Origin of the sequence: Tumidithrix helvetica PCC 7403, from assembly GCF_965232925.1 — a bacterium.
Lineage (GTDB): Bacteria > Cyanobacteriota > Cyanobacteriia > Pseudanabaenales > Pseudanabaenaceae > Tumidithrix > Tumidithrix helvetica.
This window is the reverse complement of record NZ_CBDDRA010000007.1, coordinates 68,916-95,145: the sequence shown is the minus strand read 5'-3', so window position 1 is coordinate 95,145 and position 26,230 is coordinate 68,916. Positions and strand designations below refer to the sequence as shown.

At 45.5% G+C, this 26,230-nt stretch carries 34 protein-coding genes and 1 tRNA gene; 20 read left to right on the top strand and 15 right to left on the bottom strand.

Annotated features, from left to right (window positions below; translation table 11 throughout):
- From ACP2WE_RS08720 to ACP2WE_RS08700, 5 genes are all read left to right on the top strand, one after another.
- Entirely contained in the window at positions 1-918 is a 918-nt protein-coding gene (locus ACP2WE_RS08720) for a cytochrome c oxidase subunit II (protein WP_425215162.1), read from the top strand.
- Positions 915-2,597 (top strand): cytochrome c oxidase subunit I, encoded by a 1,683-nt coding sequence (ctaD, locus tag ACP2WE_RS08715; RefSeq protein WP_425215161.1) that lies wholly within the window; start codon positions 915-917, stop codon positions 2,595-2,597. Before ACP2WE_RS08720 ends, ctaD begins: the two co-directional genes overlap by 4 nt.
- Positions 2,584-3,207, top strand: a complete 624-nt coding sequence (locus ACP2WE_RS08710; protein WP_425215160.1) for a cytochrome c oxidase subunit 3 — start codon at positions 2,584-2,586, stop codon at positions 3,205-3,207. Before ctaD ends, ACP2WE_RS08710 begins: the two co-directional genes overlap by 14 nt.
- 273 nt (positions 3,208-3,480) lie before the next feature.
- The gene (locus ACP2WE_RS08705; protein WP_425215159.1) at positions 3,481-4,992 is read left to right on the top strand and encodes a GMC oxidoreductase; all 1,512 of its coding nucleotides are present in this window, start codon (positions 3,481-3,483) and stop codon (positions 4,990-4,992) included.
- Positions 4,993-5,105: 113 nt separating this feature from the next.
- Positions 5,106-5,363 carry a SinI family restriction endonuclease gene (locus ACP2WE_RS08700; protein ID WP_425215158.1) on the top strand — a complete coding sequence of 86 codons (258 nt, stop codon included), beginning with the start codon at positions 5,106-5,108 and terminating at the stop codon, positions 5,361-5,363.
- A gap of 216 nt (positions 5,364-5,579) precedes the next feature.
- On the opposite strand, the gene ACP2WE_RS08695 is transcribed toward ACP2WE_RS08700, so the two are convergent.
- Entirely contained in the window at positions 5,580-6,221 is a 642-nt protein-coding gene (locus tag ACP2WE_RS08695; protein ID WP_425215157.1) for a restriction endonuclease subunit R, read from the bottom strand.
- A 236-nt stretch (positions 6,222-6,457) separates the two neighbouring features.
- Between ACP2WE_RS08695 and ACP2WE_RS08690 the strand changes: the two genes are divergently transcribed.
- The 6 genes from ACP2WE_RS08690 to ACP2WE_RS08665 all read left to right on the top strand — a co-directional run bounded on the left by ACP2WE_RS08690 (position 6,458) and on the right by ACP2WE_RS08665 (position 10,918).
- Positions 6,458-6,718, top strand: a complete 261-nt coding sequence (locus tag ACP2WE_RS08690; protein ID WP_425215156.1) for a RelB antitoxin-like protein — start codon at positions 6,458-6,460, stop codon at positions 6,716-6,718.
- The gene (locus ACP2WE_RS08685) at positions 6,715-6,993 is read left to right on the top strand and encodes a type II toxin-antitoxin system RelE family toxin (protein ID WP_425215155.1); all 279 of its coding nucleotides are present in this window, start codon (positions 6,715-6,717) and stop codon (positions 6,991-6,993) included. Before ACP2WE_RS08690 ends, ACP2WE_RS08685 begins: the two co-directional genes overlap by 4 nt.
- Before the next feature lie 328 nt (positions 6,994-7,321).
- Positions 7,322-8,128: a nitrate ABC transporter permease gene (gene ntrB, locus ACP2WE_RS08680; protein WP_425215271.1), complete on the top strand. Its 807-nt coding sequence runs from the start codon at positions 7,322-7,324 to the stop codon at positions 8,126-8,128.
- Between the two features lie 15 nt (positions 8,129-8,143).
- Entirely contained in the window at positions 8,144-9,544 is a 1,401-nt protein-coding gene (locus ACP2WE_RS08675) for a CmpA/NrtA family ABC transporter substrate-binding protein (RefSeq protein WP_425215154.1), read from the top strand.
- A 20-nt stretch (positions 9,545-9,564) separates the two neighbouring features.
- Positions 9,565-10,383 carry an ABC transporter ATP-binding protein gene (locus ACP2WE_RS08670; protein WP_425215153.1) on the top strand — a complete coding sequence of 273 codons (819 nt, stop codon included), beginning with the start codon at positions 9,565-9,567 and terminating at the stop codon, positions 10,381-10,383.
- An 88-nt stretch (positions 10,384-10,471) separates the two neighbouring features.
- Positions 10,472-10,918, top strand: a complete 447-nt coding sequence (locus ACP2WE_RS08665) for a hypothetical protein (RefSeq protein ID WP_425215152.1) — start codon at positions 10,472-10,474, stop codon at positions 10,916-10,918.
- A gap of 294 nt (positions 10,919-11,212) precedes the next feature.
- Here ACP2WE_RS08665 and ACP2WE_RS08660 read toward each other — a convergent pair whose 3' ends face one another.
- From ACP2WE_RS08660 to ACP2WE_RS08650, 3 genes are read right to left on the bottom strand one after another with little or no spacing between them, the layout of a single operon-like run.
- A complete protein-coding gene (locus tag ACP2WE_RS08660; protein ID WP_425215151.1) occupies positions 11,213-11,509 on the bottom strand; it encodes a hypothetical protein in 297 nt (98 codons plus the stop codon).
- A gap of 3 nt (positions 11,510-11,512) precedes the next feature.
- Positions 11,513-11,719 carry a hypothetical protein gene (locus tag ACP2WE_RS08655; protein WP_425215150.1) on the bottom strand — a complete coding sequence of 69 codons (207 nt, stop codon included), beginning with the start codon at positions 11,717-11,719 and terminating at the stop codon, positions 11,513-11,515.
- A 9-nt stretch (positions 11,720-11,728) separates the two neighbouring features.
- On the bottom strand, positions 11,729-11,875 hold the full coding sequence (locus ACP2WE_RS08650; RefSeq protein ID WP_425215149.1) for a hypothetical protein: 147 nt from the start codon (positions 11,873-11,875) through the stop codon (positions 11,729-11,731).
- A 102-nt stretch (positions 11,876-11,977) separates the two neighbouring features.
- On the opposite strand from ACP2WE_RS08650, the gene gor reads away from it, so the two are divergent.
- Positions 11,978-13,333 (top strand): glutathione-disulfide reductase, encoded by a 1,356-nt coding sequence (gene gor / locus ACP2WE_RS08645; protein WP_425215148.1) that lies wholly within the window; start codon positions 11,978-11,980, stop codon positions 13,331-13,333.
- Positions 13,334-13,370: 37 nt separating this feature from the next.
- Here the strand turns inward: gor and ACP2WE_RS08640 are convergent, their stop codons facing one another.
- Entirely contained in the window at positions 13,371-13,961 is a 591-nt protein-coding gene (locus ACP2WE_RS08640; protein ID WP_425215147.1) for a hypothetical protein, read from the bottom strand.
- A gap of 36 nt (positions 13,962-13,997) precedes the next feature.
- A complete protein-coding gene (gene tsf / locus ACP2WE_RS08635) occupies positions 13,998-14,627 on the bottom strand; it encodes a translation elongation factor Ts (RefSeq protein WP_425215146.1) in 630 nt (209 codons plus the stop codon).
- Between the two features lie 329 nt (positions 14,628-14,956).
- Between tsf and ACP2WE_RS08630 the strand changes: the two genes are divergently transcribed.
- Positions 14,957-15,490, top strand: a complete 534-nt coding sequence (locus ACP2WE_RS08630; RefSeq protein WP_425215145.1) for a CAP domain-containing protein — start codon at positions 14,957-14,959, stop codon at positions 15,488-15,490.
- Positions 15,491-15,621: 131 nt separating this feature from the next.
- Positions 15,622-15,927 (top strand): 30S ribosomal protein S14, encoded by a 306-nt coding sequence (gene rpsN / locus ACP2WE_RS08625; RefSeq protein ID WP_330483521.1) that lies wholly within the window; start codon positions 15,622-15,624, stop codon positions 15,925-15,927.
- 416 nt (positions 15,928-16,343) lie between these two features.
- Here the strand turns inward: rpsN and ACP2WE_RS08620 are convergent, their stop codons facing one another.
- Together ACP2WE_RS08620 and ACP2WE_RS08615 are read right to left on the bottom strand one after the other, a co-directional pair.
- Positions 16,344-16,676 (bottom strand): hypothetical protein, encoded by a 333-nt coding sequence (locus ACP2WE_RS08620; RefSeq protein WP_425215144.1) that lies wholly within the window; start codon positions 16,674-16,676, stop codon positions 16,344-16,346.
- A 23-nt stretch (positions 16,677-16,699) separates the two neighbouring features.
- The gene (locus tag ACP2WE_RS08615) at positions 16,700-17,074 is read right to left on the bottom strand and encodes a hypothetical protein (protein WP_425215143.1); all 375 of its coding nucleotides are present in this window, start codon (positions 17,072-17,074) and stop codon (positions 16,700-16,702) included.
- A 484-nt stretch (positions 17,075-17,558) separates the two neighbouring features.
- Between ACP2WE_RS08615 and ACP2WE_RS08610 the strand changes: the two genes are divergently transcribed.
- Positions 17,559-17,696, top strand: a complete 138-nt coding sequence (locus ACP2WE_RS08610; protein ID WP_425215142.1) for a hypothetical protein — start codon at positions 17,559-17,561, stop codon at positions 17,694-17,696.
- Between the two features lie 69 nt (positions 17,697-17,765).
- Here the strand turns inward: ACP2WE_RS08610 and ACP2WE_RS08605 are convergent.
- Positions 17,766-17,846 (bottom strand) — tRNA-Leu (locus ACP2WE_RS08605).
- A 175-nt stretch (positions 17,847-18,021) separates the two neighbouring features.
- Here ACP2WE_RS08605 and ACP2WE_RS08600 point away from each other — a divergent pair.
- Positions 18,022-18,438 (top strand): hypothetical protein, encoded by a 417-nt coding sequence (locus tag ACP2WE_RS08600; protein WP_425215141.1) that lies wholly within the window; start codon positions 18,022-18,024, stop codon positions 18,436-18,438.
- A gap of 43 nt (positions 18,439-18,481) precedes the next feature.
- Complete coding sequence (locus tag ACP2WE_RS08595) at positions 18,482-19,777, top strand: aldehyde dehydrogenase family protein (RefSeq protein ID WP_425215140.1); 1,296 nt, start codon at positions 18,482-18,484, stop codon at positions 19,775-19,777.
- 67 nt (positions 19,778-19,844) lie between these two features.
- On the opposite strand, the gene ACP2WE_RS08590 is transcribed toward ACP2WE_RS08595, so the two are convergent.
- Positions 19,845-20,123 (bottom strand): glutaredoxin family protein, encoded by a 279-nt coding sequence (locus ACP2WE_RS08590; protein ID WP_425215139.1) that lies wholly within the window; start codon positions 20,121-20,123, stop codon positions 19,845-19,847.
- 360 nt (positions 20,124-20,483) lie between these two features.
- Here ACP2WE_RS08590 and ACP2WE_RS08585 point away from each other — a divergent pair, with 360 nt between their 5' ends.
- Both ACP2WE_RS08585 and ACP2WE_RS08580 read left to right on the top strand, forming a co-directional pair.
- Positions 20,484-21,362: a M23 family metallopeptidase gene (locus ACP2WE_RS08585; RefSeq protein ID WP_425215138.1), complete on the top strand. Its 879-nt coding sequence runs from the start codon at positions 20,484-20,486 to the stop codon at positions 21,360-21,362.
- 95 nt (positions 21,363-21,457) lie between these two features.
- Positions 21,458-22,063, top strand: coding sequence for a Uma2 family endonuclease (locus ACP2WE_RS08580; RefSeq protein ID WP_425215137.1), 606 nt, complete (start codon positions 21,458-21,460; stop codon positions 22,061-22,063).
- Between the two features lie 81 nt (positions 22,064-22,144).
- Here ACP2WE_RS08580 and ACP2WE_RS08575 read toward each other — a convergent pair whose 3' ends face one another.
- The 4 genes from ACP2WE_RS08575 to ACP2WE_RS08560 form a co-directional block, all read right to left on the bottom strand.
- Positions 22,145-22,531: an ASCH domain-containing protein gene (locus ACP2WE_RS08575; RefSeq protein WP_425215136.1), complete on the bottom strand. Its 387-nt coding sequence runs from the start codon at positions 22,529-22,531 to the stop codon at positions 22,145-22,147.
- A gap of 11 nt (positions 22,532-22,542) precedes the next feature.
- Positions 22,543-23,106 carry an OsmC family protein gene (locus ACP2WE_RS08570; RefSeq protein WP_425215135.1) on the bottom strand — a complete coding sequence of 188 codons (564 nt, stop codon included), beginning with the start codon at positions 23,104-23,106 and terminating at the stop codon, positions 22,543-22,545.
- Positions 23,107-23,239: 133 nt separating this feature from the next.
- Entirely contained in the window at positions 23,240-24,199 is a 960-nt protein-coding gene (locus tag ACP2WE_RS08565; protein WP_425215134.1) for a hypothetical protein, read from the bottom strand.
- Positions 24,200-24,251: 52 nt separating this feature from the next.
- Complete coding sequence (locus ACP2WE_RS08560; RefSeq protein WP_425215133.1) at positions 24,252-25,247, bottom strand: homocysteine S-methyltransferase family protein; 996 nt, start codon at positions 25,245-25,247, stop codon at positions 24,252-24,254.
- A gap of 16 nt (positions 25,248-25,263) precedes the next feature.
- On the opposite strand from ACP2WE_RS08560, the gene ACP2WE_RS08555 reads away from it, so the two are divergent.
- On the top strand, positions 25,264-25,479 hold the full coding sequence (locus ACP2WE_RS08555; protein ID WP_425215132.1) for a hypothetical protein: 216 nt from the start codon (positions 25,264-25,266) through the stop codon (positions 25,477-25,479).
- On the opposite strand, the gene ACP2WE_RS08550 is transcribed toward ACP2WE_RS08555, so the two are convergent.
- The gene (locus ACP2WE_RS08550) at positions 25,424-26,089 is read right to left on the bottom strand and encodes a GNAT family N-acetyltransferase (protein ID WP_425215131.1); all 666 of its coding nucleotides are present in this window, start codon (positions 26,087-26,089) and stop codon (positions 25,424-25,426) included. The two genes, ACP2WE_RS08555 and ACP2WE_RS08550, sit on opposite strands and share 56 nt — an antisense overlap.
- Positions 26,090-26,230 lie beyond the last annotated feature (141 nt).

The window sequence follows — 26,230 nt, the reverse complement described above, 5'->3', positions numbered from 1 at the left end:
ATGGAAATTCGCACGATTTTAATTTTGGTGGTTTTGGCGATCGTGAATGCTTTGATTAGTTTGTGGATGGGGCAACAAGCCTATACATGGTTTCCGCCCCAAGCCTCGGCTGAATCAATTTTGATTGACGATCTGTTCAGCTTTTTAGTCACCCTAGGAACTTTCATATTTGTAGGTGTCATTGGCACGTTAAGCTATTCGATCTTATTTCAACGGGCAGGTAAATATGATTCTAGTGACGGTCCTCCCATTGAGGGAAATATCAAGCTAGAAATCGTCTGGACAGCAATTCCGATCGCTTTAGTGATTTGGATTGCCGGCTATAGCTACCAAATCTACGACCGAATGTCGATATTGGGACCTATGGAACACGTGCATATGATGGCAGCTGCCCATGCTGCCCCATTAGAAACAGAGAAGAATGCTGAAACCCCTGAAAATATTGAGGTTTTTGCAAGGCAATGGTCGTGGGAATTCCGTTATCGCAATGGGACTGGTGGCAATGTAACGAGTACGGAGCTACATATCCCGAACAATCGGCGGATCAAGCTAGCACTCCATTCTGAAGATGTGCTGCATGGATTGTTTATTCCTGCTTTTCGCGTTAAGCAAGATGTAATCCCTGGACGTGATATTGATTTTGAATTCACACCGATTCGCGAAGGGAAATATCGTCTGCGCGATTCTCAATATAGCGGGACTTATTTTGCGTCAATGCAAACGGATGTGGTGGTGGAGTCGCCCGAAGCCTATCAGCAATGGCTAGCGGATGCCGCTAAGCAAACTCCTGTAGCTGCTTACAATCCTGCATCTGCTGAATACAATAACCGCAGCAGCAATAACTGGCAGACCGTCGAACCTGCGGCTCCCCCAGTGGTCAACTATTCAAGTTCTAATTCTCAAGCGAGTGACTCATGACGAATATTTCTGTTGATGCGATCGAGGGCGTGCAACAGCCACTCCCCGGCAAACCCGAAGACTGGAAGCGGTTCTTTGGTTTCAGCACCGATCATAAGGTGATTGGAATTCAGTATTTGGTCACTTCCTTCTTTTTCTTTTTAGTGGGTGGCATTTTCGCCATGATCATTCGTGGCGAACTGATTACCCCAGAAGCCGATCTGCTCGATCGCACGGTTTACAACGCCATGTTTACCATGCACGGCACGGTGATGCTGTTTCTCTGGACATTCCCCTCCCTACTAGGACTGTCTAACTATCTCGTGCCTTTGATGATCGGCGCTCGCGATATGGCATTCCCACGTTTAAATGCAGTTGCCTTTTGGATGGTTCCCGTATTTGGCATTATCCTCATGGCAAGCTTTTTTATACCCGGTGGGCCCTCTCAGTCGGGGTGGTGGGCTTATCCTCCCGTTAGTCTTCAGAATCCCACGGGTAACCTCATTAACGGTCAGTTTCTCTGGTTGTTAGCCGTTGCGCTTTCAGGGATCTCTTCGATTATGGGTGGAATTAACTTTGTTACCACCATTTTTAGAATGCGCGCCCCAGGGATGGATTTTTTTAAGATGCCTGTGTTTGTCTGGACGGTTCTTGCCGCACAGATTATTCAATTGTTTGGTTTACCTGCCCTGACCGCAGGAGCTGTCATGCTTTTATCCGATCTCACCTTCGGTACGAGCTTCTTCGATCCGACGAAAGGCGGCGATCCCGTTCTGTTTCAACACTTTTTCTGGTTCTATTCTCACCCTGCTGTTTATGTAATCATTCTGCCGATCTTTGGGGCTTTTTCCGAAATTTTCCCCGTCTATGCCCGCAAGCCGCTGTTTGGCTACAAGGTTGTGGCGGTTTCATCGTTGGTGATCACAGGTTTAAGCGGGATCGTTTGGGTGCATCACATGTATGCCAGCGGCACCCCAAGTTGGATGCGCATGATCTTCATGGCAACCACGATGATGATCTCCGTGCCAACGGGGATTAAGGTGTTCGCATGGGTGGCAACGATCTGGGGCGGTAAACTTAAGCTAACGACAGCGATGCTGTTTGCCCTCGGCGGTTTAACCATGTTTGTGTTTGCAGGAATCACGGGCATTATGCTTGCCTCCGTTCCTGTGGATATTCACGTTAACAATACCTACTTTGTGGTCGGACATTTCCACTATGTGATTTATGGCGCAGTGGTTATGGGCATGTATGCTGCAATCTACCATTGGTTCCCCAAAATGACCGGACGCATGTATTCCGAAGGTTTAGGGAAACTACATTTTGTGCTCACGTTTATCGGTACGAATGCCTGCTTTTTCCCCATGCATCCCTTAGGTTTGCAGGGAATGCCCCGCCGCGTTGCTTCCTACGATCCTGAGTTTGCCTTTTGGAATGTGATTGCTAGTTTGGGAGGCTTTCTCTTGGGCATATCTACCTTGCCTTTTCTACTGAATATGGTTGGTTCTTGGGTACAGGGAGAAAAAGCTCCCAAAAATCCTTGGCGGGCGATCGGTTTGGAATGGCTAGTTTCGTCACCTCCATCCCATGAGAACTTTGAAGAGCTTCCCATTGTGGTTTCCGAACCCTACGGCTACGGCAAAGATGAACCCTTAGTTTCTAATTCTGATGCATTGGAGGTCGCTCATGCAACCAATTGATACTTCTCTGAATACTTCTGGCGTAGCGATCGCTGCGTCAACTCTTGATCATGGGTCAGCGCATGAGGAACATGACAACCGCATGTTTGGCTTTGTGGTGTTCCTACTTTCGGAAAGCGTAATCTTCCTCAGCTTTTTTGCAGGATATATCGTTTACAAAACCACTGCCTTAGATTGGCTCCCCGTCGGTGTGACAGGTTTAGAAATCCGCGAACCTGCGATTAATACGGTGGTTCTCGTATCGAGTAGCTTCACAATCTATCTCGCTGAAAAATTCCTCCACAAAAAGAATCTCTGGGGCTTTCGCGCTTTCTGGTTGCTAACGATCGCGATGGGGAGTTACTTCCTTTACGGTCAAGCCGTGGAATGGAGTGGATTGCCCTTTGGCTTTGGCGATGGCGTATTTGGCGGCACATTCTATCTGCTGACAGGATTTCACGGTCTACACGTACTTACGGGCGTGCTGTTGCAGTTAATTATGCTAGGGCGATCGTTCCTTCCCAATAATTATGCTAAAGGAGAGTTTGGTGTTGCCTCAACTTCCCTCTTCTGGCACTTTGTCGATGTAATTTGGATTGTTTTGTTTACACTGATTTACGTTTGGCAATAACTTCGATCCCCGTACATAAATGCCGTACATAGATCCCCGACTTTTTTATGGACTAGTAAGTCTCTTTTGATTGAGTAGAGAGTGTTTGAGAAGTCTAGTATCTCGTATAAATTTCTACTTTTACCCCCCTTAATCCCCCCTTAGTAAGGGGGAAACTTAAATCCTCCCCCTTACTAAGGGGGAGCTAGAGGGGGTAAAAAATTTCTCAAACACGCTCTTAGAAAAAGTCGGGGATCTCAATACACTTAAATTCTTTTACTCAAAGGCAAAACGATGATTATTGACGACCATTATTACGATGTAATTATTGTGGGAACTGGTGCTGGCGGTGGAACCCTTGCTTATAAGCTGGCGGCGACAGGAAAGAAGATTCTCATCCTCGAACGTGGCGATTTTATGCCCCTCGAAGAACAGAACCGTAGCAATATCGACATCTTTAAACGCGAACGCTATCACGCCCCCGAACAGTGGTACGACATTTCAGGCGAACCGTTTTCACCGCAGATGAATTATGCGATCGGGGGTAACACCAAAATCTATGGTGCAGCTCTGCTACGCCTACGAGAACGCGACTTTGAGGAAGTACCCCATCAAGCGGGAATTTCCCCCGAATGGTGTTTGAAATATGCTGACTTTGAACCCTACTACACCGAAGCTGGGAATTTGTATAAGGTGCATGGCTCAACGAATGGCGATCTCACCGAGCCAACCCACAGTTCCGAATATTCCTATCCTGCGGTAAGTCACGAGCCTGACATTCAAAAGATTTACGATGCGATCGCAAACCTTGGTTTGCATCCATCCACGATTCCTCTAGGCTTGACCCGTCAAGAGGATGACCCCACCAATGATTCGGAAGTCAGCGGCATCGTCCCTGCTTTGAAGTATGAAAATGTTACCTTAAAAACCCAAGCCAAGGTCATCAGTTTACATACCAATCCGACTGGGCGAGTGGTTAAAGGTGTAGAAGCGGAAGTTGCAGGTCAATCCTATCTCTTTTTGGCAGATATCGTCGTACTTGCCTGTGGTGCAGTCAACTCAGCAGCTCTGCTATTGAAATCCGCCAGCGATCAACATCCCAAAGGACTCGCTAATAGTTCCGATCGAGTGGGACGAAATTTGATGAAAAGTTTGTTGTCAACGGTGGTACAACTCAGTACGAAACCAAATTCAGGCTCGTTCCAAAAGACAATTTATGTGAATGATTTCTATTGGGGTGATGCGGATTTTCCCTATCCCATGGGACACATCCAAAATTCGGGCGGGCTGCTCACCGATATCATTTTTGCGGAATCGCCACCTGTCTTTTCTGTTGTTGCCAAGTTAATGCCGGGGTTTGGACTGAAGCAGTTGGCTACCCATTCCATCGGCTGGTGGGCGCAAACGGAAGATTTGCCAGACCCAAATAATCGCGTTCGGGTAGAAAACAACAAGATCTATATCGATTACACGCCTAATAATTCCGAAGCCCACGATCGCTTGATTTATCGCTGGACTGATGTATTAAAGAATATCGAAAAATCCCTAGATGGCTTCCATAGCGGTTTCCTACATCCCCGTGGAGAAGTTCCCTTGCAAGTAATGGCAAATCAATGCGGAACCTGCCGCTTTGGCGACGATCCGAAAACCTCCGTTTTAGACCGCGATTGCCGCACCCACGATCTCGATAATCTCTATGTTGTCGATGGTAGCTTCTTCCCATCTAATGCTGGGGTTAGCCCTGCTTTGACGATTATTGCGAATGCTCTAAGAGTAGGCGATCGGTTGATCGAGCGATTGAGGTAGGTAGCAGTTTGCTTGGTCTTTATAACCGAATAGGGTGTTTGGCATAAAATAAATATTTTCCTGACTAAATACCCTATGTCAGCCTAACTTGAAAGCAAAAATATAGCTACTAATTGAGGAATTTGATCTTGACGTTTAACATAGCGCTAGCTAGACAAGTTGCTTCTACATATTGCAATAATAAAAATTCTGAAAATGGTCTTGTTGAGTCATTTTCTCTAATCTGCAATTTTCTAGCAGATAACCCAGATCGCATATCATGGAGAGGAAAAAATATCCCATCAGTTGATACAGAAAATGGGTTAAAAATATTTACTGAACGTTATTTTTCTTGGAAGCATCTCAGCTTGGTGCTGAGTATAAATGCTTAGGAGAATAGAATAGACCATTGAGATAAGCACAACGATGTTTCAAGAAAGTGTTAGATATTCCTTTACCGCGTCCAAGCGATCGCCATGAATTTAGAGAATCTAAAAAGTATTACGAATTACGCTATCAAGCCTTAGATTTTCTGGAACGATATCAATAGGCTGCTGATTGTATGGAGCGATCGCCTAAAAATCAAGACTCACAGTACTAGCGATCGCCTAACTCCTCAAATCGCCAATATAAGAACCAATTTGTTTAAGTCCCTGCAAAACCTGAACACGTTCCATTGTGTTTTCGAGTAATCGATAAGTATGCGATCGCGTATATTGAGGGACATTTTGGAGGCGATCGCATTTCAAAAACAATACTTCTCTTCCATTTGTAACCATTCCATAACAACTTGACTGTAAGTTGGGAGCGCTCAACAAATAAGTAAGTGCTTGGGGAATTCCCGCCGTAACGTCTAGCCTTGCAGGTTTTGATTCGATTACCAAAATCCAAAAACTGTCTTGGATTACCAAAATATCAATTCTGCCTTGAACCACCATAGCATTAGCTTCGTCAGCAACTTCGATATTGGTACTTACTTCTGCTTTTACCAAAAAAGGAAACTGATAGAAACCTGCCAAATCTAGCAAGGGAGATACTACAACAAGCTTAACAATTTCTTCGAGAGGTGGTTCTTCTTGACTGAGATAGGTATAGTTTCGAGTGAGGCGATCTAGTCCTTGTAGTTCCGCTTCGGTTAGAGTCGGCGCATGATTTAACCATTCATCAAAAAAGCGATCGCTAGAGTCGAATCTCAAGCCAAAGGTTTGACGGAGAGAGCTAAGGGTAAGGCTACTAGCATTTGTAATCACAGTTAAATCCTTGTAGTAATTACATGAAGTTTAGAAGTCTAGACATTTGATCTAGGTTCCAATACCTAATATACGATATATGTAAGAGAATAAAGAACGATCGCCTAAAAATTACGACTCACAGTAATAGCGATCGCTATCATCCGATAGTAGATTTTTGACCTTGCCACCCAGACATCATCGCTAAAATCGAATTATGCTAATCTGAAAATACTTTGCATTCAGGAATGATAAAGATGTCAACCAATATCCCAAGCATATTTGCGGAAGAACTAGCCAAAGAGCTAAACAAAATCCCTGAGCAATATTGGTCAAACCTCCTGCAAATCATTCGTCTATTTCGCGAAAGCGTTACACCAGTTTCAGAAAGTCATTCTCAAGAACCTGAAATTGTCGAAGCGATCGAAGATTTAGGTCTTGTCCATGCCATGCTAGAAGTCAAAGACGAAAAGCCTCTTAGCCTCCAAGAAGCACTTGCCGAAATGGAAAAGGTATGAACGTTAATTACCTTCCCAGCTTTATTAAAGAACTTAAAGCTCTCAAAAGTACACCTTACTTCAAACCCATAAACACACTTGTATTTGAAGAGATTCCTAAACTTGAGGGATTAGCAGACCTCCAAAACCTCAAAAAGTTACAGGGTTATGAAAATGCTTATCGAATCAAAGTAGGAGATTATCGAATTGGAGTGACTTGTCAAGATGGAACTATTACCTTTTGTCGAGTCCTGCATCGCAAAGAAATTTATCGTTACTTCCCACCCAAAAACTAAAAGATTACCACTCAACAGCAATACAAAACCAACAAAATAGAAACAATCATTAAAAGCGATCGCCTAAAAATTACGACTCACGGTAATAGCGATCGCCTTGAGGAGATAGATTGTTGATGCGATCTCCTAGAACCCACGACTTACAGTACTAGCGATTGCCCTCAGCAAATCTTTAGCACATAGGTAATTGAGGCGATCGCAATTGACTTACGATCGTGATTTGCGGTAACTTATCCTTGACTGAATAGAGACTACAAAAGACTTCATCTAAAACAAGCTACTGTCGCGCGAGGTTTTAATGAGTTTAGCCACTAATGCCCGCACTTTTATGAGTGCATTGATAACTTGGTTCTTTCGCAGTCTCTTGCGAGCTAATGTCATCTTACCGATCGCTGGCTTTGCAGGAGTCATCGCCCTATGGTGGGCAATCGCGTTATTTCGACATGAAATGATGCCCACGCCGCCAGAAGCATTGGTCAAGAATTTAGATTTTATTTTAAATCCATTTTATCGGCGCGGGCCGGGGGATATCGGCATTGGCTGGTTACTGCTGGCTAGCCTACGTCGAGTTTGTATTGGATTTTCCTTGGGTGCTGTGGTTGCCATTCCCGTTGGCGTTTGGATTGGATTATCTCGTCATGCTTGGTTAGCGATTAACCCGATTATTCAGGTGTTTAAGCCTGTTTCTCCGCTCGTGTGGTTGCCGATCGCCCTTGCAATTTTTAATGCTGCGGAGCCATCCGCAATTTTCGTGATTTTTATTACCTCGCTTTGGTCAACAATTATCAATACTGCCGAAGGAGTCAGTAACGTTCCCAAAGACTATTTGGAAGTTGCCCAAGTTCTAGAAATGCCCCGATGGAAGCAGTTAATTAAGGTGATTTTACCCGCTAGTTTGCCCTATATCTTTACAGGTTTACGCATCAGCTTAGGGATTGCATGGCTAGTAATTGTGGCTGTGGAAATGCTCACGGGGGGCATTGGCATTGGCTTTTTTGTTTGGGATGAATGGAATCGATTGAATGTAAGTTCAGTATTCTTGGCGGTCTTTGTGATTGGAGTAACAGGGCTAATTTTGGACTATGCTCTCGCCAAATTGCAAGCGATCGTGACTCGTCGTCCTGTACAACCATAGACTTGGGAGATTTCCATGTACACACCGCGTACAAGAAGAGAATTCCTCAAGGGAATGACCGCCACTGCTTCAGCGATCGCCTTTTCCGCTTGCGTCCAAGAACAAGGACGAAATCCCACTGGACTATCGGAAACATCCCTTGCGGTCGAACCAATTATTAACCCCACCAGTCTCGAAAAGCCCAACTTAACTGTTGGCTTTGTTCCCGTTAACGATTGCGCTCCCTTTGCGATCGCTTGGGAAAAGGGATTCTTTCGGAAGTATGGCTTGAATGTGACACTCAGTCGTGAAGCAAGCTGGGCTAATTCCCGTGACGGGATTATTTTTGGGCGCTTAGATGCCTCGCCCGTCGTATCGGGTGCTGTCACTAATGCGAGAACTGGTGCAGAAGGCGCAAGACATTTTCCTCTTTGTGCGGCGATGACTATTCATCGACATGGCAACGCGATTACCTTCAATCGCAATCTGTGGGAGGCAGGTATTCGCCCCTTATCTACCTATAACGGAGACTTAGAGAGATTCGGCAAAGATTTGCGAAGCTATTGGCAAACTGCACCCATCGATGAGCGCGTCTGGGCAACAGTTTTGAGTTCTTCCATTTATGAATATTTTATTCGCTATTTGCTCTCGGCGGCTGGCATCAATCCCGTTGCTGAGTTACGCTCCATTATCACCCCACCGCCCCAGATGGTGAGCAATATGCGAATGGAAACGATTCAAGCCTATATGGTCGCAGAGCCTTGGAATACAAGAGCGATCGCAGGCAATGAAGGCGTGGGATTTACCTTTGCCCAAGGGCGAGAAATTTGGCATGGTCATCCCGATCGCCTGTTAGCCGTGCGCGAATCTTTCATTCGGGACTATCCTAAAACCTACCGATCGCTAGTAAAGGCGATGATCGAAGCCTGTCAGTATTGCAGCGAATCAGCCAATCGTGAAGAAGTTGCTAAAATTATTTCTCAGCGCTCCTTTACAGGTGCAAATGTGAAATATACTCGACCTGCCATTGTTGGAAATTATAACTATGGTGGCTTTGATAATCAATCACGCATTACCAATAGTTTAGAGACAACGCTATTCTTTGAAATGCCTACTTCTGTTTCTGAAGTTGCCCATGACCATTCCACTTTTCTCTGGCAATCCCAAAGCCTATGGTTGATGACCCAATCAACCCGTTGGGGGCAAATCCTAGAATTCCCTAAGAATGCTGAAGCAATCGCCCGTCAAGCATGGCGAACTGATTTGTATCGGGAAATTGCCGCCGAAATGGGAATTAAATGTCCATCGGATGATTATAAAGTGGAACCTGCCTCAGCTTTTATCGATCGCAAATCCTTTGACCCTAGCAACCCCATCAGCTATCTGAACAGCTTTGAAATTCGGACCAATGCGCCCAAATCCTTTTTCCTTGCGTAATTTTTCCTTGCATAATATTTATGACTACCCCACCATCGCTCAATTCCAATAATTCTCCCCACTCCAAGCCGTTTTTGATAATCGAGAATATCGTCAAGGCTTTTCGCAAACCTGATGGTAGTCAATTTGTGGTGCTAGATGGCATTGACCTCGCGATTGCTGAGCAGGAATATGTCTCAGTTATCGGTCACTCAGGCTGCGGCAAATCAACCCTAGTCAGGATTGTGGCAGGTTTAGAGAAACCGACTTCAGGTTCAGTCACCTTAGAAGGCAAGCTGATTCGCAAACCAGGAGCAGAGCGGATGATGGTCTTTCAGGGCTATTCGTTGTTACCTTGGCTGACGGTAAGAGAAAACATTCGCATGGCGGTAGATGAAGTGTCCAAAACCGCCAGTCGTGCTGAAAAAATCGCGGTAGTAAATGAACATATTGAAATGGTGAATCTGACTGCTGCCGCCGATAAATATCCCGACGAACTTTCAGGCGGTATGAAACAGAGGGTTGGGGTTGCGCGAGCCTTGGCAACTCGCCCTAAAATGCTGCTGTTAGATGAACCCTTTGGAGCGCTAGATGCCTTGACCAGACCCAAGCTCCAGCAACAAGTCTTAGATATTTGGGAAAATCATCGCCAAGCGGTGATGATGATTACTCATGATGTCGATGAGGCAATTTTTATGTCCGATCGCGTTGTAATGATGACAAATAGCCCCAAAGCGACAATTGGGAAAGTGTTAGATATTCCTTTACCGCGTCCACGCGATCGCCATGAATTGAGAGAGTCTAAAGAGTATTACGAATTACGCAATCAGGCTTTAGATTTTCTGGAGCGCTATCAATAGGCTGCTGATTGTTTAGATGGAGATCGCCTAGAAATCACGACTGACAGTTATAGAGATCTCCAGCATCTACGATTTCCTAGATATTGCAATGGTCACGCCCCTCTCTCCCCCCCAGCAGTCAGTTGCTCCACTCTCTTGGCATCCAGTTTCTGAGGAAATCCAACGGTTACTATTGTCAGTTTCTAAGCATTGGCATACACCAGAAATTGCCGATCGATATATACAGCAGGCGATCGCGCTAGCAGGCGATCGCCCAGATGTTTTAGTCTCCGCCTATCGCTACTTTTTTTACACGCACAATAATCAATTAGTTTTGCAAGTTACCAAGAAAGTTCTGGCTATGGTGCAAAAGAGTGAAGATTTGCCTACGGAATGGGTACAACTCAAACCGATTCTGAGGGAACGGCTTGATGAACCAAATATTCGGCTGTATATCAATGCCTATGCTGCTTCTGGATTAATTATCGCCATCAGTCCCTGCATCAATGAGTCCCGTGGTAATTGTGCGATTATCAGGCGTGCTCTTGGCAGTTAGGGTAATCTTGCCAGCATTTCCTCGCTTAGAATTTGCTGCCACTGCATTTTGTCCAAAGTTGATATTCCCTTCGGTACTCGTTATACCAATTTCTTTTAAATTTGCAACAGATCGAATTTGGGGTTCCGCGCCGAGCGCGGTCTTTTCAAAAAATGATGCAACGCATCATTTTTTGAAAATGGTATTACTTCGATGCTTCCAGCGTTCTTAAAGAAAGAATCCGCAGTGGTTGCCCCCATTGTAATATCTTGACCAGCATCGAGAATGATTTTGCCTGCGTTACCTGCGTTGCTTCTAGTCGAGATTGAGTTCGTAATAGCCTTGTGTGTCGATCGCTTCGTGGAGAATATTGTCTCTGCTATCTCCTTGAATCGAAAGTATTCCAGTTAAGGGGTCGAAGCGAACAGGAGCGTTAGGATTGAAGGATGTGTCTGGGTGGAGAAGTTCGGGATTTGAGTCAGTCCCTAATGGAATCGATGGAGAGGCTATGTAGGAGTCTTGACCCAAAATAGATTTTTGAAAAACTAAGACTGGCAAGGGGTTGCGATCGGATTTCGGATTGAGGGCTTGAAATGGAATCTTGAGATTCAAAAGTTAATGGGGGAGGTAGAGTGAGGCTGCGCCTTGGTTGTGGGTTTGACTATTACTTAAAGGTGAGGGAGTATTGAAATCAAAGGGGTTTGAAGTTGCGGCGGAACGCATCCTGAAAGGAATCGCTTGTGAAGTCAGTCCATCAATACTGCCCTCTGTATACATAAATCTTGGTTTTGTAATATTTTTTGCTTTTGTGAAGATTAACATAAAGACACACTAACGTAAAGCCATCTTTAACAAAAGACCAAAAAGATTTGGAAGCGATCGCTGAGGTAATGGCTGAGACTGTGTCCTTTCTACTGCGCCTTGTCGCGATCGCTTCCAATAGCTCAGCAACATGAATAGGTTTCGTAAGATAATCATTCGCACCACGAGCCATGCAAGTAAATCAAAGGGCTGATACTCGAACAACCCTAGGTATGATTAAGAAAGTAAGATCTAAGCTACAGGATCGAGTTATAAACTATGACATTTGATTATGACCTGTTTGTGATTGGTGCGGGTTCGGGTGGTTTAGCCGCTTCCAAACGAGCTGCTACCTATGGTGCAAAAGTAGCGATCGCTGAAGCCGACTTAGTTGGTGGTACCTGTGTGATTCGGGGCTGCGTACCCAAAAAGTTGATGGTCTATGCCTCACAGTTTTCGCATCTCTATCACGATGCAGAGGGCTATGGTTGGTCTGCCGTAAAACCAGAATTTGATTGGAAAAAGTTGGTACAGACAATCAATCAGGAAGTGTTACGCCTGAGCAACCTGCATATTAACTTCTTAGAAAAGAATCATGTGGAGTTAATCCCTAGCTTTGCCAAGTTCCTCGATGCACATACCCTAGAGGTAGGCGTTCGCAAAGTTACTGCGGAGCGTATTCTCATTGCTGTCGGTGGCGAAGCAATCAAGCCTGACCTCGTGGGAATCGAACATGCAGTTACCTCCCGTGAGATGTTTCACCTGCCACAGTTTCCTAAACGCTTTGCTGTGATTGGTGGTGGCTATATCGGCGTGGAATTTGCGGGTATTATGAATGGCTTAGGTGCGAAAGTTACTCAAATTATTCGTGACACCCATATTTTGAGAGGCTTCGATCTAGATATTCGCAACAGTATTCAAACGGGGATGACCAACCATGGCATTCATTTTCATACTGGGATCGATGCACCTTCTCTTCAAATCACTAAGGGTGAGGATGGCTTGAAAATCGCATTTTTAGACAGCGATCGTAACCCGCAGAATCTTATAGTAGATACAGTTCTCGCTGCAACGGGACGCAAACCTAACCTTGACAAACTGAATTTAGAAACTGTCGGTGTGGAAGTTGTAAAGGGCGCGATCGCAGTTAAACCCGATAGCAGCACCAGTCAGCCCCATATCTATGCGGTTGGTGACTGTACCGATCGGATCAATCTCACGCCTGTGGCGATCGCGGAAGGACGCGCCTTTGCGGATACTGTCTTTGGTCATACTCCTCGCCTCATGAGCCATCGGGGTGTTGCTTCCGCAGTTTTCTCACAGCCAGAGGCAGCAACGGTGGGTTTAACTGAGTCGGAGGCATTGGAACAATACGGAGATTCCGTTAAAGTTTATCGTTCTCAGTTCCGCCCGATGTTCCATAGCCTCACAAGTGCAGATGAGAAGACCCTGATGAAGCTGGTGGTTGTAGGCGAGGAAGAACGTCTCTTAGGCATTCACATGGTAGGTAAAGACGCCGCAGAAATCATTCAAGGAATGGCGATCGTTCTGAATATGGGAGGTAAGAAGAAAGATCTTGATGCCACAATCGGCATACATCCCTCCGCAGCAGAGGAGTTTGTGACGATGCGGTGAGGGCGCTAAATTCAGAAGACAGAAGCAATACAGAGAACTATTGTTCCTGCCAAGTGGAACGCCAGGCTTGCTCAGCCTCAGCAACAATTTTTGCCTGCCGTTTTTTCTCTAGTTCGCTATGTAACTGATGCCATTTTGCGGATAACACGCGCAGCTCACCACGATAGGACATCACATCACGGCTAGTAAACTCTATTTCGGATGGACGCAGATGAACTTTTTTACTGGATTCAGAATCGATTGCCGTTAAAACTTTTGCTTTTAGCAGTAACTGATTGACTGAGTGGGAAACTTCCAATAAAGCCGTTGTCAAAGCATGATCGACTATTTCTTGGTCAGTCAGACTCGATGGATCGGACTGACTTAGGACTTGGTTCACATTTTCAACAGCAGATTTGGCAAGTATTTGCACATCTCGCTGTAACTTTTGGCGATCGCTCAGAGACAAGGACAAAAAAGCCTCTGGGCGATCGTGCGTACATAGCTGAAAAACCGCCAAGATCAATTGCTGCTGCACCGTTTGAGCTACAGCTTGAGTATAGTTAAGAAAAACTGATTCAAGCTTCGCCTTTAAGACCGCGATCGCTATCTCAATCTCCTCAATTTCTTGCTCAATCCGCCGCAGCATAGATTAATTTTTCTTTTAGAGTTTGCTTTTTAGGCTTTATGAATTTTCTTCCGTCTCTTTTTGTGAATCTTCACCCACAACAAATCTAACAAACCTTCTGACTTTGATGTTCTCATTGAGTCTCGCGGTCGTCTGTTTGACAAGTTCGTCAACGGTAATCGTCTGTTCCTTGATGAAAGGCTGATCTAATAAGCTCAATTCTTTCAACCGCTTATCAATTCTACCCTGAACGATCTTGTCGCGAATTGCGGCAGGCTTGCTGGCAAGGTCATCTTTCCCAGATTCGATCGCCCTTTCCTTCTCAACAAACTCGGCAGGCACATCCGCTGTACTCACATATTCAACATTGGGGCAAGCAGCAATTTGCTTAGCTACGTTATCGGCAAGTTCCTTTAGTTCTTCACGACGAGCCACAAAATCTGTTTCACAGTTAATTTCCACCAGCACACCGATGCGGCTACCAAAGTGAATATAGCTATGTACGATGCCCTCAGTGGCTGCACGGCTAGCTTTTTTGACTGCTGATGCTAATCCTTTTTGTCTAAGATACTCAGTCGCTTTGGTTGCATCACCATCTGATTCTTGCAAAGCTTTTTTACAATCTTTAATACCAGCCCCAGTTCTGGCGCGTAATTCTTGTACTTGTTGGGTCGTTATTTCTGCCATAGTAATTTTTTGCTTATCTTGATAGATTTAGTATACGAATTTGGATGAGTCGGCAAATCAGAGCGAATCAGCTAATTGCGTAGAATGTTTGCAGTAGTCCATTCTAACTTCATTTTGTAACTGTTTGTAACACAGTCTCTAGTTGGTTATCGGCGATTGGTTATGGGGAGTAGCTCTCAGCCTTCATCATTCAGTTTTTGCCGATATCGCATCGAGCATGACTTATAAGCTATTTTTCTCTGCCTAGAATCGTAGGCGTAATTCATGAATTTCCTCTATATAAGCGTCTAAAAACATAAGCGTCCAAAAACATGGAGCATATTTAATTTATGTTTAAAGTTAATCACCCTACTTCTTGGTTATTTACAGGGGCAACAACGATTAGCATCCTACTTTCAGCGACCTTACCCCTTGGTTCAGTACAAGCCCAAAGTAGTGGGGTGAAGCAAGCAGAGATTTTAAACGCCCACAATCTTTATCGCAGGGAGCTCAACTTGCCAGCATTGACTTGGTCAAACAATCTCGCTAAATCAGCGCAGCAATGGGCAGATCGGCTAGCCATAACAAATAGTTTTGAACATAGTGGGACGAACAATGGTGAAAATATCTGGAAAGGCAGTGCTAAAGGGTTTAGCCAAATCCAGATGGTAGAAAGTTGGGGCAGTGAGAAACAAAATTTTGTTCTTGGAATTTTCCCAAATATTTCAAGGACGGGTCAATGGTTTGACGTCGGTCATTACACTCAAATTATCTGGAGAAACACAACTGAAGTGGGATGTGGATTAGCCACTGATGGCATCAATGATATTTTTGTTTGCCAGTACCACCCACCTGGAAATTATCAAGGAGAAAAGGTTTATTAAACTTAGATCTATCGAGTACATCTGTCCCCGATCCTTCAAAAAGTAAATTAAATTTGCACATAGCTAGCTAAATTGGTTATTATAGATAGCTGTCATAAATTGAACACTGCACTTCCAAACATAAAATCCCAATGGCTAAAAAGAGCATGATTGAGCGCGAGAAAAAGCGCGAAAAGCTAGTAGAAAAGTATGCTGAAAAGCGTGATGCTATTAAAGATCAACTCGCTGACGCTTCTTTGACACAGCAACAAAGAGTCAACCTACACCGCCAACTGCAACAATTTCCTCGTAATGCATGCCCCACCAGATTGCGCAATCGCTGTTGGCTGACGGGTAGATCTCGCGGTTATTACAGTGACTTTGGTCTATCTCGCCACGTTTTCCGTGAAATGGCTCACGAAGGTTTGTTGCCAGGCGTAACCAAATCAAGCTGGTAGAAAAAATTTCATTTTCGAGATTTTTCTTTACTCGATGCAAAGAGGTAGTTGATTAATTACCTCTGTTTTTTTGTTTTTGCCTATTGGTCGCACTTCAACGTCGAACCCTCGGAACCCTCTCGTATCCTATAATAATTCTTCAAGCTTGCTTACAGTTGTTCCGCATATTTCAATATCCTCAAAACAAAGACTTCCATTAAAAAATCGATTTTGTCAAGCTTATAATTATTCTCGTATTCGTAATAGATTCTTAGGCTGCAACCTGTTCCTCCAATGTTTAAGGGATTAAATCTAGAAGTTTCGGAATTAACATTGAAGCTTGTCGAATAAGGTACAGGTTCTCATACGAAACTGAGAGGTGAGCAAAGTCAAACCCCTCAGTTTTAAAGATCTTGATGAAATAGCGATTGGTTTCGCTAGCGACAAACCGTAGTAGAACTATGGCTATATACCGAGTTTCCACCATCATTATTTTTATAGGTATAGCTATCATTACGACAGTTATTGGAATTGTTCGTACTATAAGTACGAGTTCCCCTAGAGAAATTAGATGGATTGTCGGTTGGTAATGGTGTTGACTGGAAGTCAATGGTAGAAGGATCGGTCTCTATATAGACATTGCCATCATCATCAACGATGGTGCGCGTGTTCCCAGTTTTAATATCGACTTGCTGCGAATTGGCGATCGCAGGGAACAACAAAAGAAAAGAGAGAACTGCGCATGAAAAGAAAAACTTCTTATGCTGCATAAATATAGCCTCTATGAAGAAAATTAATCATCCTTCTTGTGACCTCTATGACCGCGCTCGTGGTCGCGATCGCGATGTCCTTCTCTACTCACATTTACCTGTTGGGCATTCATGCGAATTTTATTGTGATTGCCCTGCACATTGGCTGATTGATTGAGCTCTTGGTAGGTATCAGTATTACCTCGATTACCTCGATTACCTGGCTTGTCTTTACGGTTATTTGATTGAGTTTGCACGTTAGTTTGGACAGCAGATTGGTTGATCGTGTTTCCGTTCCCAACGACATTAATCTCTTGATTGATGATCTGCGTGACAGTCTTGTCAGCATAGGCAGGTAGAGAAACAAAGCCCAATGAAGTTGCGATCGTGAGTAGCGATAGGAAATAAGTTTTCTTCATACGTATATACATCCTCAAACTAGATTTTTACACACCTAATAGATATTCCTCTGTGAAATATCCAAAGCCATCCATGTAACGAGAACATCATTCGATTAAATATCGGCATAGCAAAAAGGAGCCTATATCTGCTGAGTCAAAACTCAGCAAGCATGGGTTCAATCTCGATCGCTATGTTTTAAAATGCTCTGTTCGTTAACGGGCGAACTTGGACTAATAAGACAACAAATGACTTTATGTTGTTCCCGCATTTCAAAAAAGAATTTTTTAACCGAATCTCAGCAATATCTTGCTCAGACTTTAGCAACGAGAATATGGATCGCCTATAAAAAGATAGATAGGGGGATACAGCGATCGCCAACCACAATAATTTGACATATTTGTTTAATGCAATCTAGGCGATCGGATGGGTAAGCTATAGATCGAGTTTAAATTAGGGCTTATAGCAATTAACACTGTTATTGCTGGCGCTACACAAAACCCTGTGAACGATTACCAAAAATCGACCATCCTCCGCGCTGAAGGCGAACGACAACAGCGCACGATTCCTGCTACCATCGAAGGCGTCAAGTCTATTATTGGAGATATGTCCCACGAGCCATATTTCCCCGAAGATAAGTAGGTTATATAGAAAAAGGCTTCTGGCGTTATGAAACATCTGAAACCTTTTTCTTGTGGGTATTTAATTAAGTGCGGATGAAAAGACTCGAACTTTCACGTCAAAGACACTAGAACCTAAATCTAGCGCGTCTACCAATTCCGCCACATCCGCAAATTGATGCAGTATTAGTGCAACAGTTTTTGATTGTAGCAAATTAGTGCAATTGTAAACAATTTAATTTATCCCCAAAAATCTTCGCTATTTCACCTAATGCATCAGTTAAGATCTCGTAATTACCACTAGTTTTGTAACTTTTGACGCGCTCCATCACGATCGTAGGTTTCAAGTGCACATATCTAAAGCTCAAAAGATCGATCAACAGCAAAGCTATCCCTGTCCATGTCCGCGCAAACGCGGCAAACTACAACCGATTACGCTCACAGATGCATTGGGGTGCGATCGCTGCTCCTTAATCTTTGTGGTTGAAGATAATGGGTTTAGTCTGGTACAACTAGGCGGAATAGATCCCTATCGTCGTGCTTGGCAATGGCTGGGCTCTAAATGGCAGCCAAGTCGTAGTTCATCCACAAAGCATCCCCTAGACCCACCTGTGTCTATGATGCTTGCGTCTATGGGGTTATTAGTGATTTTGTTAGCGGTAAACACAGGTTCTCCGCCCAGCCTATTGGTCATCAGCATACTTGTTATCCTCCTAATTTTGATAACATGGTGGGTGCTAGTGTTGCGCCGTCGCGACTCCTAATTTTTTAGATACCTTAGTTTCTTAGAGATATGAGAGCTTGAGTATGCCACCAGAAGACCTGACAGGCTTTGTTTATCAATCCCATGCTGCCGCAACTCAACTAGCTCAGGTAAAGTCCAAAGATAGAAATCAGTTAATCCTAGATATTGCTAAAGCCGTCAAGTTAGAGAAAGATCGTATTCTTGAGGCAAACACACTCGATCTCGAAGCTAGTCGGGACATGGCGATTCCAGACTTGGTTTTGGAATGGCTGAAACTCACGCCCGAACGCTTACAACATACGATCGAATGCCTCACCCATCTGGCGGCAATGGTCGATCCCCTTGCCATTCACATGAACTATGAAGGCTATCGACGCGTTCCAATCGGAACTGTTGCCTTTGTGTATGAGGGATTTCCCCAGTTAGGGCTGATCGCCGCTTGCATGTGCTTTAAAGTTGGAAATAGCATTATTCTCAAGGGAGGTATTGAAGGCAGTCACTCCCACACCGCGATCGCGCAGTTGGTGAAAACGGTACTCCGCGATCGCGGCTTGTCAGAATCAAGTTTGACCCATGTACCTCAAGGTAGCTCGATCAAGGATTTAGTTACCCAAGAAAAATACCTACGCCTCGTGATCCCCTATGGTCGCCCTAGCTTTGTGCAGCAGGTCTCTAAACAATCGACCATTGCCCTACTCCCAACCGTCATGGGCAACTGCTACATGTACATTTCGCCATCGGGCGATCTCAACTTGGCCCAAGAGATTATTCTCAACAGCCGCAAAGGTGAGCCCGACCCTGTCAACGCGATCGAAAAAATCATCGTCCATCGTTCGTGGCTCGACAAAGGCTTAGCCGAATGGATCGACAAGTTACAGAAGCAAGGCTTGGTCGTGCGCGGATGCGATACTACGGCAGTTTATTACTACCGCTATACCGAACTGCTGAACGAACAGTACAATGAAGCCGATCGCATCAAGTTACCCCCAAATCATGGTGAAATTCCCTCTGAAGGCCAATGGGGACTAGCTTACTTAGATAACACGATCGCCATTAAAGTGGTGGACTCGATCGATGAAGCGATCGCTTGGATCAATCAATATAGCAGCGGTCACGCCGATGTGATTTTGACCGACTCTTTACCCGAACGCCATAAATTTTCCAGTTTGGTAAATAGCAGTACGCTCTACATCAATGCCCATAATCGCTTTTATCGGTTTGGCACCATTGGCGAAAGCGGTATGTTGCGCATTGCCCTGGGGATGTCGAGTCTAAAGTCTAGGGGTGCTTCACGTTACCCAGGCATGATCGATTTATATGCGCTAACGACCACAAAGCATATTATTACGGGCAACTAGGCTGCAGTTCAGTTTGACTCCGTTCGCTGACCTAAGATTTGCCAACTTTGGCTGAGCGGAGTCGAAGTCATGATTCGTATCGCTGCAATAATTGTTCCAGCTTTGATACAGGCGATCTCGGCGGAAATCGAGGTAGCTGTTGTTCTTGGGGTGGATCTAGTTTCTCATTCCACAGACAAAGCACGGGCACTTCGTATTCGTATTTGTCAAACCAGTTGAGGTTGCTGGTAATTTCTCTAACTTCTAAGTCAAACTGTACGCGATTTAGCTTGAGGACTTCTTGCAACTTTTCCAGCAAACTCTGGCATAGGCAACAGTCGGGCTTACTGTACAAGATTAACTTCATAACTGGGTTTACACTGCCGTTAATTTTTCTAATTCCTAAATTATAGAAGTCACCGAGTTATATGCGTTGACTTCAGTGCGATCGTGATTTTTTGGGAATGCTGAAATCTTTACGCCATAAGTGTTTTAATCTACTAAAAATTAACAGGGCATTCCTATTTGCTATAAGCCTTTTATCGTAAGGGGCTTGCCAAGGGAACAGTTTGCGTGAAAACTACTTCTTAAAGAAAAATTCAGAATAAGTAGGTCATTTTCTTTGATTTAGTGTAAAATCTCGCACGTTCCTTTCATCGCTTCGGGGAATCAAGAGTTAATCCCTCTAGCTCCTGTTTTTTGTTGCTCACTCACACCATAAATGCTGATGTTTAATTCCAAAGAATCTAACGCTGGAAACAGATTGGGCTATTTATTTGCTGGCTGTGTCGGTACAGTCCTTTGTATGGCTCCACAATCTGCACAGGCAAATCGTTTGGAGACATTTGTGTATGATTCGACCCAAAATCGCATTGAGTTTTCCTTAGAAAATGACATTGAGCCTAAAGGGGTAGTCATTGCCAATCCGACGCGGGTTGTGATCGATTTACCTGGTATTACCTACAAAGGACCCACAGTTAGGCGTAGAGTGGGAAATGGGGTGCAGTCTGTCAGAGTTGGTCAGGTGGATGCTGGAACAGCACGACTCGTGGTTGAATTTGCCCCAGATGTCAACTTTGACCCCAAACAACTCAAGCTCAAATCAAAAACCCCTGGTCGCTGGACGATGCAGTTACCTGATTCTGTGGCGTCCGCCGACCTAAATGGTGGTACGAAACAATTTACTTGGCCTGTAACTGGCGCAATTACCGCAGGGTTTGGCTGGCGCGTTCATCCGATTGATGGGGTGCGACGTTTGCATAAAGGCATTGATATTGCTGCTCCGATGGGGGCTCCTATGTTTGCCGCAGGGGATGGCATTGTCAGTGATGCGGGTTGGGATGCTGGTGGTTATGGCAATTTCGTCGAAATTAAACATGTGGATGGCAGCAAGACTTTTTATGCCCATGCCAATCGCCTTTTAGTGGGAAAAGGACAACAGGTTGCAAAGGGACAGGCGATCGCTGAGGTAGGCAGCACAGGTAGGAGTACGGGCCCTCATCTGCATTTTGAAGTTTTACCTGATGGTAAAACCGTTGTCGATCCGATTGATTTCCTCCCGATTCGCAAAATTGTTTTAGACCTTGCCTCTAACTTCAAAGATTAGGGGTAACGACGATCTCGGCGTTCTGTTAAGCACGCCAGAGTGTATTTCTCATTTTTGTTAAAATACTAGATAACCAAGCTTTGAGCAGGACTGTCATGCAAGCAAGAGTCATTGGTGCAGAAATAGAGGAAGAACTCGAACCGCAAATCCATCTCTGGTCGATCGCTGCCTATCACCAGATGATTGAGGCTGGAGTTTTGGACAAGGACGATCGCGTAGAACTCTTGGAAGGCAAAATTGTTTGTATGAGTCCGCAAAGACCGTTTCATGCTTCTAGCGTGCAGCGTAGTAGTAAGTTGCTGTTTAGATTGCTAGGCGATCGCGCTGAAATTCGCGTTCAGTTGCCTGTCACACTAGGGAATGATTCCGAGCCAGAGCCAGACATTGCAGTCGTGCGTCTTGATGCGAACGAATATTCTTTGAGACATCCTGAAGCTGCCGATATTTACCTGCTGATAGAAGTGGCAGATTCCACTATCTCTAAAGATCGCAAGCAAAAAGCAGGTATTTATGCCAAAAACCAAGTTTTAGAATATTGGATTCTCGATCTAAAAAGCCAACAAGTTTACATCTTCCGTCAGCCAGAGAATGGAATCTATCGCGAAGAATTTGTTCTGACCAGAAGTGACAGCATCGCAATGCAAGCTTTTCCTGATGTAGCGATCGCTTTAGATGCAATGTTTCCTATTGCACCGAATTAACGACGAGCGTCATCGGCGGCAATGACACTCAAACGAAGCCAAGGGTCACCAATCCGCGATGTATGCGATGGTTAGCAGGCTTTACGTCATCTCTTTCACCATTAAGATAGCATCACCTGAATGGTGAATTAGTGAACGATCGCCCTCTCCTTCATCGTAAGCAAACTGGTCATCCATCTGACTGAAGGCTTGGATCGTGATTCCCATGATTTCAATGATGCAGAGGGGGTGATGGTTGCCATCCAATACAATGGTTTTTAATCCCATTTTGGGGAGGACACTCCCCTCTGCTTCCCATTCCCATAGAGATGAACAAGTGGCAGTTTTAATTCCTGCCAGAACCAACTGAGCCAGAGCATCCGCTAACTGAGGACGATCGCCAAACTGGTTTACCAAATAGGCTGCGGCTTCATCCGATCGCGTTGCCAAATAGACTTGCCAGTAAGCTTCTACGGCTTGCTTGTTCATCGCTCAAAGAATCACCGTTCTACTTGCAATTCAGATTTGATACTAACAGGCTGTGCCAAGTTCCAGACGTTGGGCGATGCCTTGAGGGCAGCCTCATATACTTGTTGAAATTGTTCGGCTGTGGCGTTCCCCTTCACGGTTAAGATCCAGTGCAGATCTTGATAGCCGGAGGGAACTGTTGTATCAAGTTGAAAGAAGCCACGCAAATCCAGCTTACCGTTGCTGGTAATTTCTACCTTTTCTAAGGCGATGCCTTGCATGGAACATAAAGCGACAAAAGTTGCCAAAAGGCAGGCGTTCAATGCGGAGAGCAGCACTTCTTGCGGGTTAGGCCCCATATTCGTGCCCCCCAATTCCTCAGGCTCGTCGATGGTTAAGGTGAAGTCACGGGTATAGGACTGTCCAGCCCACTCAAAGGATTTGATGTGGGTTTCGGAGCGAGTCCCATCTACCCAAGCTGTAGTTGCCTGGAATGCCAGTTGCCCTTGAGTGGCATCCTGTGAGACCGCTTCGACTAACTCCCGCAATTCGCTGGGAGCAACACCGTTGATGGTTTGTAATTGTTGCGTAGTCATAATTAAACTCCTTGATTGAGTTGATAAAAAGACAATTGAATCGACTGCATCGCATGGGTTACATGGATGCAGTTGGTCGTTTTTTCCGTTAGCTGTAGCGTTAGGAAAACTTGTTAGCGATGCAAGCTAGCACTCAGGCTAGCGCCAACGCTGCAATGCGGGCAGTCCCAGTGGTGCTCAATGCCTGTACGCTTTGCACAAAGTTGGGGTGAGTCATGCCAGCATCGAGAAATGTTTGCTGATACGATAACTCCTGAACTTGCTGGATTTCATCGCGTTCTGTTGTGGTCAAGGATCGCCCAATCGCCTGTTCTAAAGCAGCAAGATCGAGTTGCGCTTGGGCTTTCAAGCCATCATTGAGGTATTGAATGATAGCGATATAGTCATCGATCGCTGCCTCGATTGCCGCAGTATTCAGCGTTTGCGCCAGATCCTGCACCATCAAAGTATCTAGACGGGCGTGCTGGGCTTCTTCTTGCCAGTGATGCTTGAGCAAACTGCAAAACCGTGGATCGAGTGGTTCGCCCTGGTGATGGCGAACGCTATCGAGAAAATGACGTTGCGTCATCCACTCAATGTGCAGCGTGACCAATGCCACGCCCAGGGGGGGGTGCTGGAGGACAAAATCGGCGATCGCGCTAGGTGACCCAATCACCTCACACCGAAACCCAAACCCGGTGGTAAAGGCAGCGGTAAACTGGCGAAACAGGTGAATGTGCTTGCTCTCTTCTTGCGCGAAACAGAGGTAAGCCTGCGTTGCCTCAATATTCGCACAGCCAAGGGATTGGACATGATTTATCACTAGGGGCAGAATGAATTCCTCCACCAGACCAAATAAATGGAGGTAACTGTTTGAGCGAATGTGATTGAGGGTGAGTTGTTCTTTTGGGGTGAGGCAGGAAATTGCTTGGGTGTGGGCGATCGCCTCTGGCAAAAAGGGCTTGCTGAAATCTAATGGTTTATCATCTCCGATCAAATCCTGCACCTGCCAGGTTACCTTGGCCGCATCCTTCAGAATGGATGCGTAGCTATATTGGGGAATTGGAATTGGACCTGGACTTGGGTTTGTAATTGTAATTGTGCTTGAAGCCATAGAGCCTCCTTTTGTAGTACTGATGGGGTGATGTGGGTTGGGCGGAGAGCATTCAACTTACTGCCGCTACATGAAATCGGCTGCTGCTGGAAAGGTGTGCCCAAGCGACGGGCAAGCAGGCATTGCAGATTGCTGCGATATGGCGATCGTCGGTGCCGCAGCAGCCACCCAGCACGTTGATCTGGGGAAACTTGTCTAGCAACTTGTGGTACTGATTGCCGAGTTCAGCGGGATTGCCATCATCCAATGTTTCCGATTCATTCAATTCCGCGTGGCTTTTGGTAGAGGCATTGGCGCGGATGCCTCGAATTCGCTCTAGCCAAGATTCACCCCCTACCAATGTGCCTGCAAAGTGTGTGGGGTGGGCGCAGTTAAGCATGTAGTAGGCAGGATATTGCTGGGTGGCGGCATCGACTTGGGCGATCGCCTCCCGCAAGGTTTGTCCCGTAGGCAACTTGCCATCCGTTTCCACCGTGAAGGAAATCACCACGGGCATTCTCATAGTTTGGGCGGCACGGGTGATGCCGATCGCTTCTTCCACATAGTTCATCGTAATGGCTGTCACCAGGTCAGCATCAGCATCCCGGAAGGTTTCAATTTGAGGTTGGTGATAGCGTTGTGCCTCATCCTCTGTCATGGCATCGGTGGGAATGTAGCCATCCCCACGGGGACCCACGCAGCCACTAATCACCATCCGAGATGCTTCAGTTTCAGCTTCCCGACGAATGTCATGCAAGAGGGCGATCGCTTGGCGATTTATTGCCGCTAATGCTGCACTCGAATAGCCCAGCTTTTTACCCCAATCAGGATTTGCCCGCCAGGTTGCGCTTTCTAGAATGAATCCAACTTGATTTTCAGTGGCGATTCTGACATAGGTGCGGAAGTATTGTTGAATGGCTCGATAACCAGCGTCATGCTTCAACAAATCAAAGGCGGCAAAATCTGGTAAATCCAGTCCTTCTCGAAAAATGAGCGTGGTTTCCAAGCCACCATCGGTGAGGAATAAGTCATTCGATAATTGGGGCAAATTGTTTCTGTAGCGTGCCATAGGGTTTCTCCTGTGATTGAGTTTACTGAGCAATTCCGTTTACAAATTACAAATTCCACTTCTAACGTTTCTCCAATGGCTAACGGTTGCCATTACGGTTGCCATAGTTGTGAGCTTTTCTGAAGCCGCGATCGCACCCGTGGCAAATCCCGAACGGTCAGGATCCCCTCTGATCGTTATTGGGGAAGACGCAGCATGGGAAAAATTTGCGGCGATGCCCCAGCCTGAATAGTGCCGAGTACCTGAAACCCATGCCGTTCATAAAAAAGAATATTGGCTGGTTTAGAGGCTTCGAGGTAGGCAGGGAGGCGATCGCGATCGCACAGCATCAGCACATGCCCCATCAAGGCTGAACCATAGCCCTTACCTTGTTGCGTCGGTTCTATGCCAATCATTGGCAAGTACCAATGGGGCGACTGGGGATGGTAGTGCTCCATCTGTTCCAAGACGGCAAAGACATCCGCTTGCTCCGACTCGAACAGGCTTTGCTGCAAGAGTTCAATCAGGGGTTCCACATTCGGCTCCACGCTCGGCGGAAACCATAGGGCGGCACCAGCATACCCGTCAATACAGTAGGCGGTTGACTGAGCAAAGGCTTTGCCGCCAAATGCCTGCACAAAGTGCGGAAAATGGGTGAGATATTGATAGGGATCGGGATACATCCACCGCGCTGCTGGATCGTTGCTAAACGCCAACACCATTCCGGCAATGATGTATTTTTGTTCGGCGATCGCGGCTGTTCTGATTTGGGCTATCGGGTGTCCAGTCCCAGGATTGAACTCTTGTTGCGGTGTGCTGGCAACGTTGTTTGCCAAGACGATCGTGTGTTGAGAGATGGTCATAGGTTCCTCCGATGCTGCATCTTTTCTATGCATCTGAACCTACGATAACGAGCACAGCGATCCGCAACCGTTCCAAAAACGATCCAGCAACGTGACTATAGCCAGCCGAAAGAAAGTATGCGTGTTGTCAGGCTGGTAGAT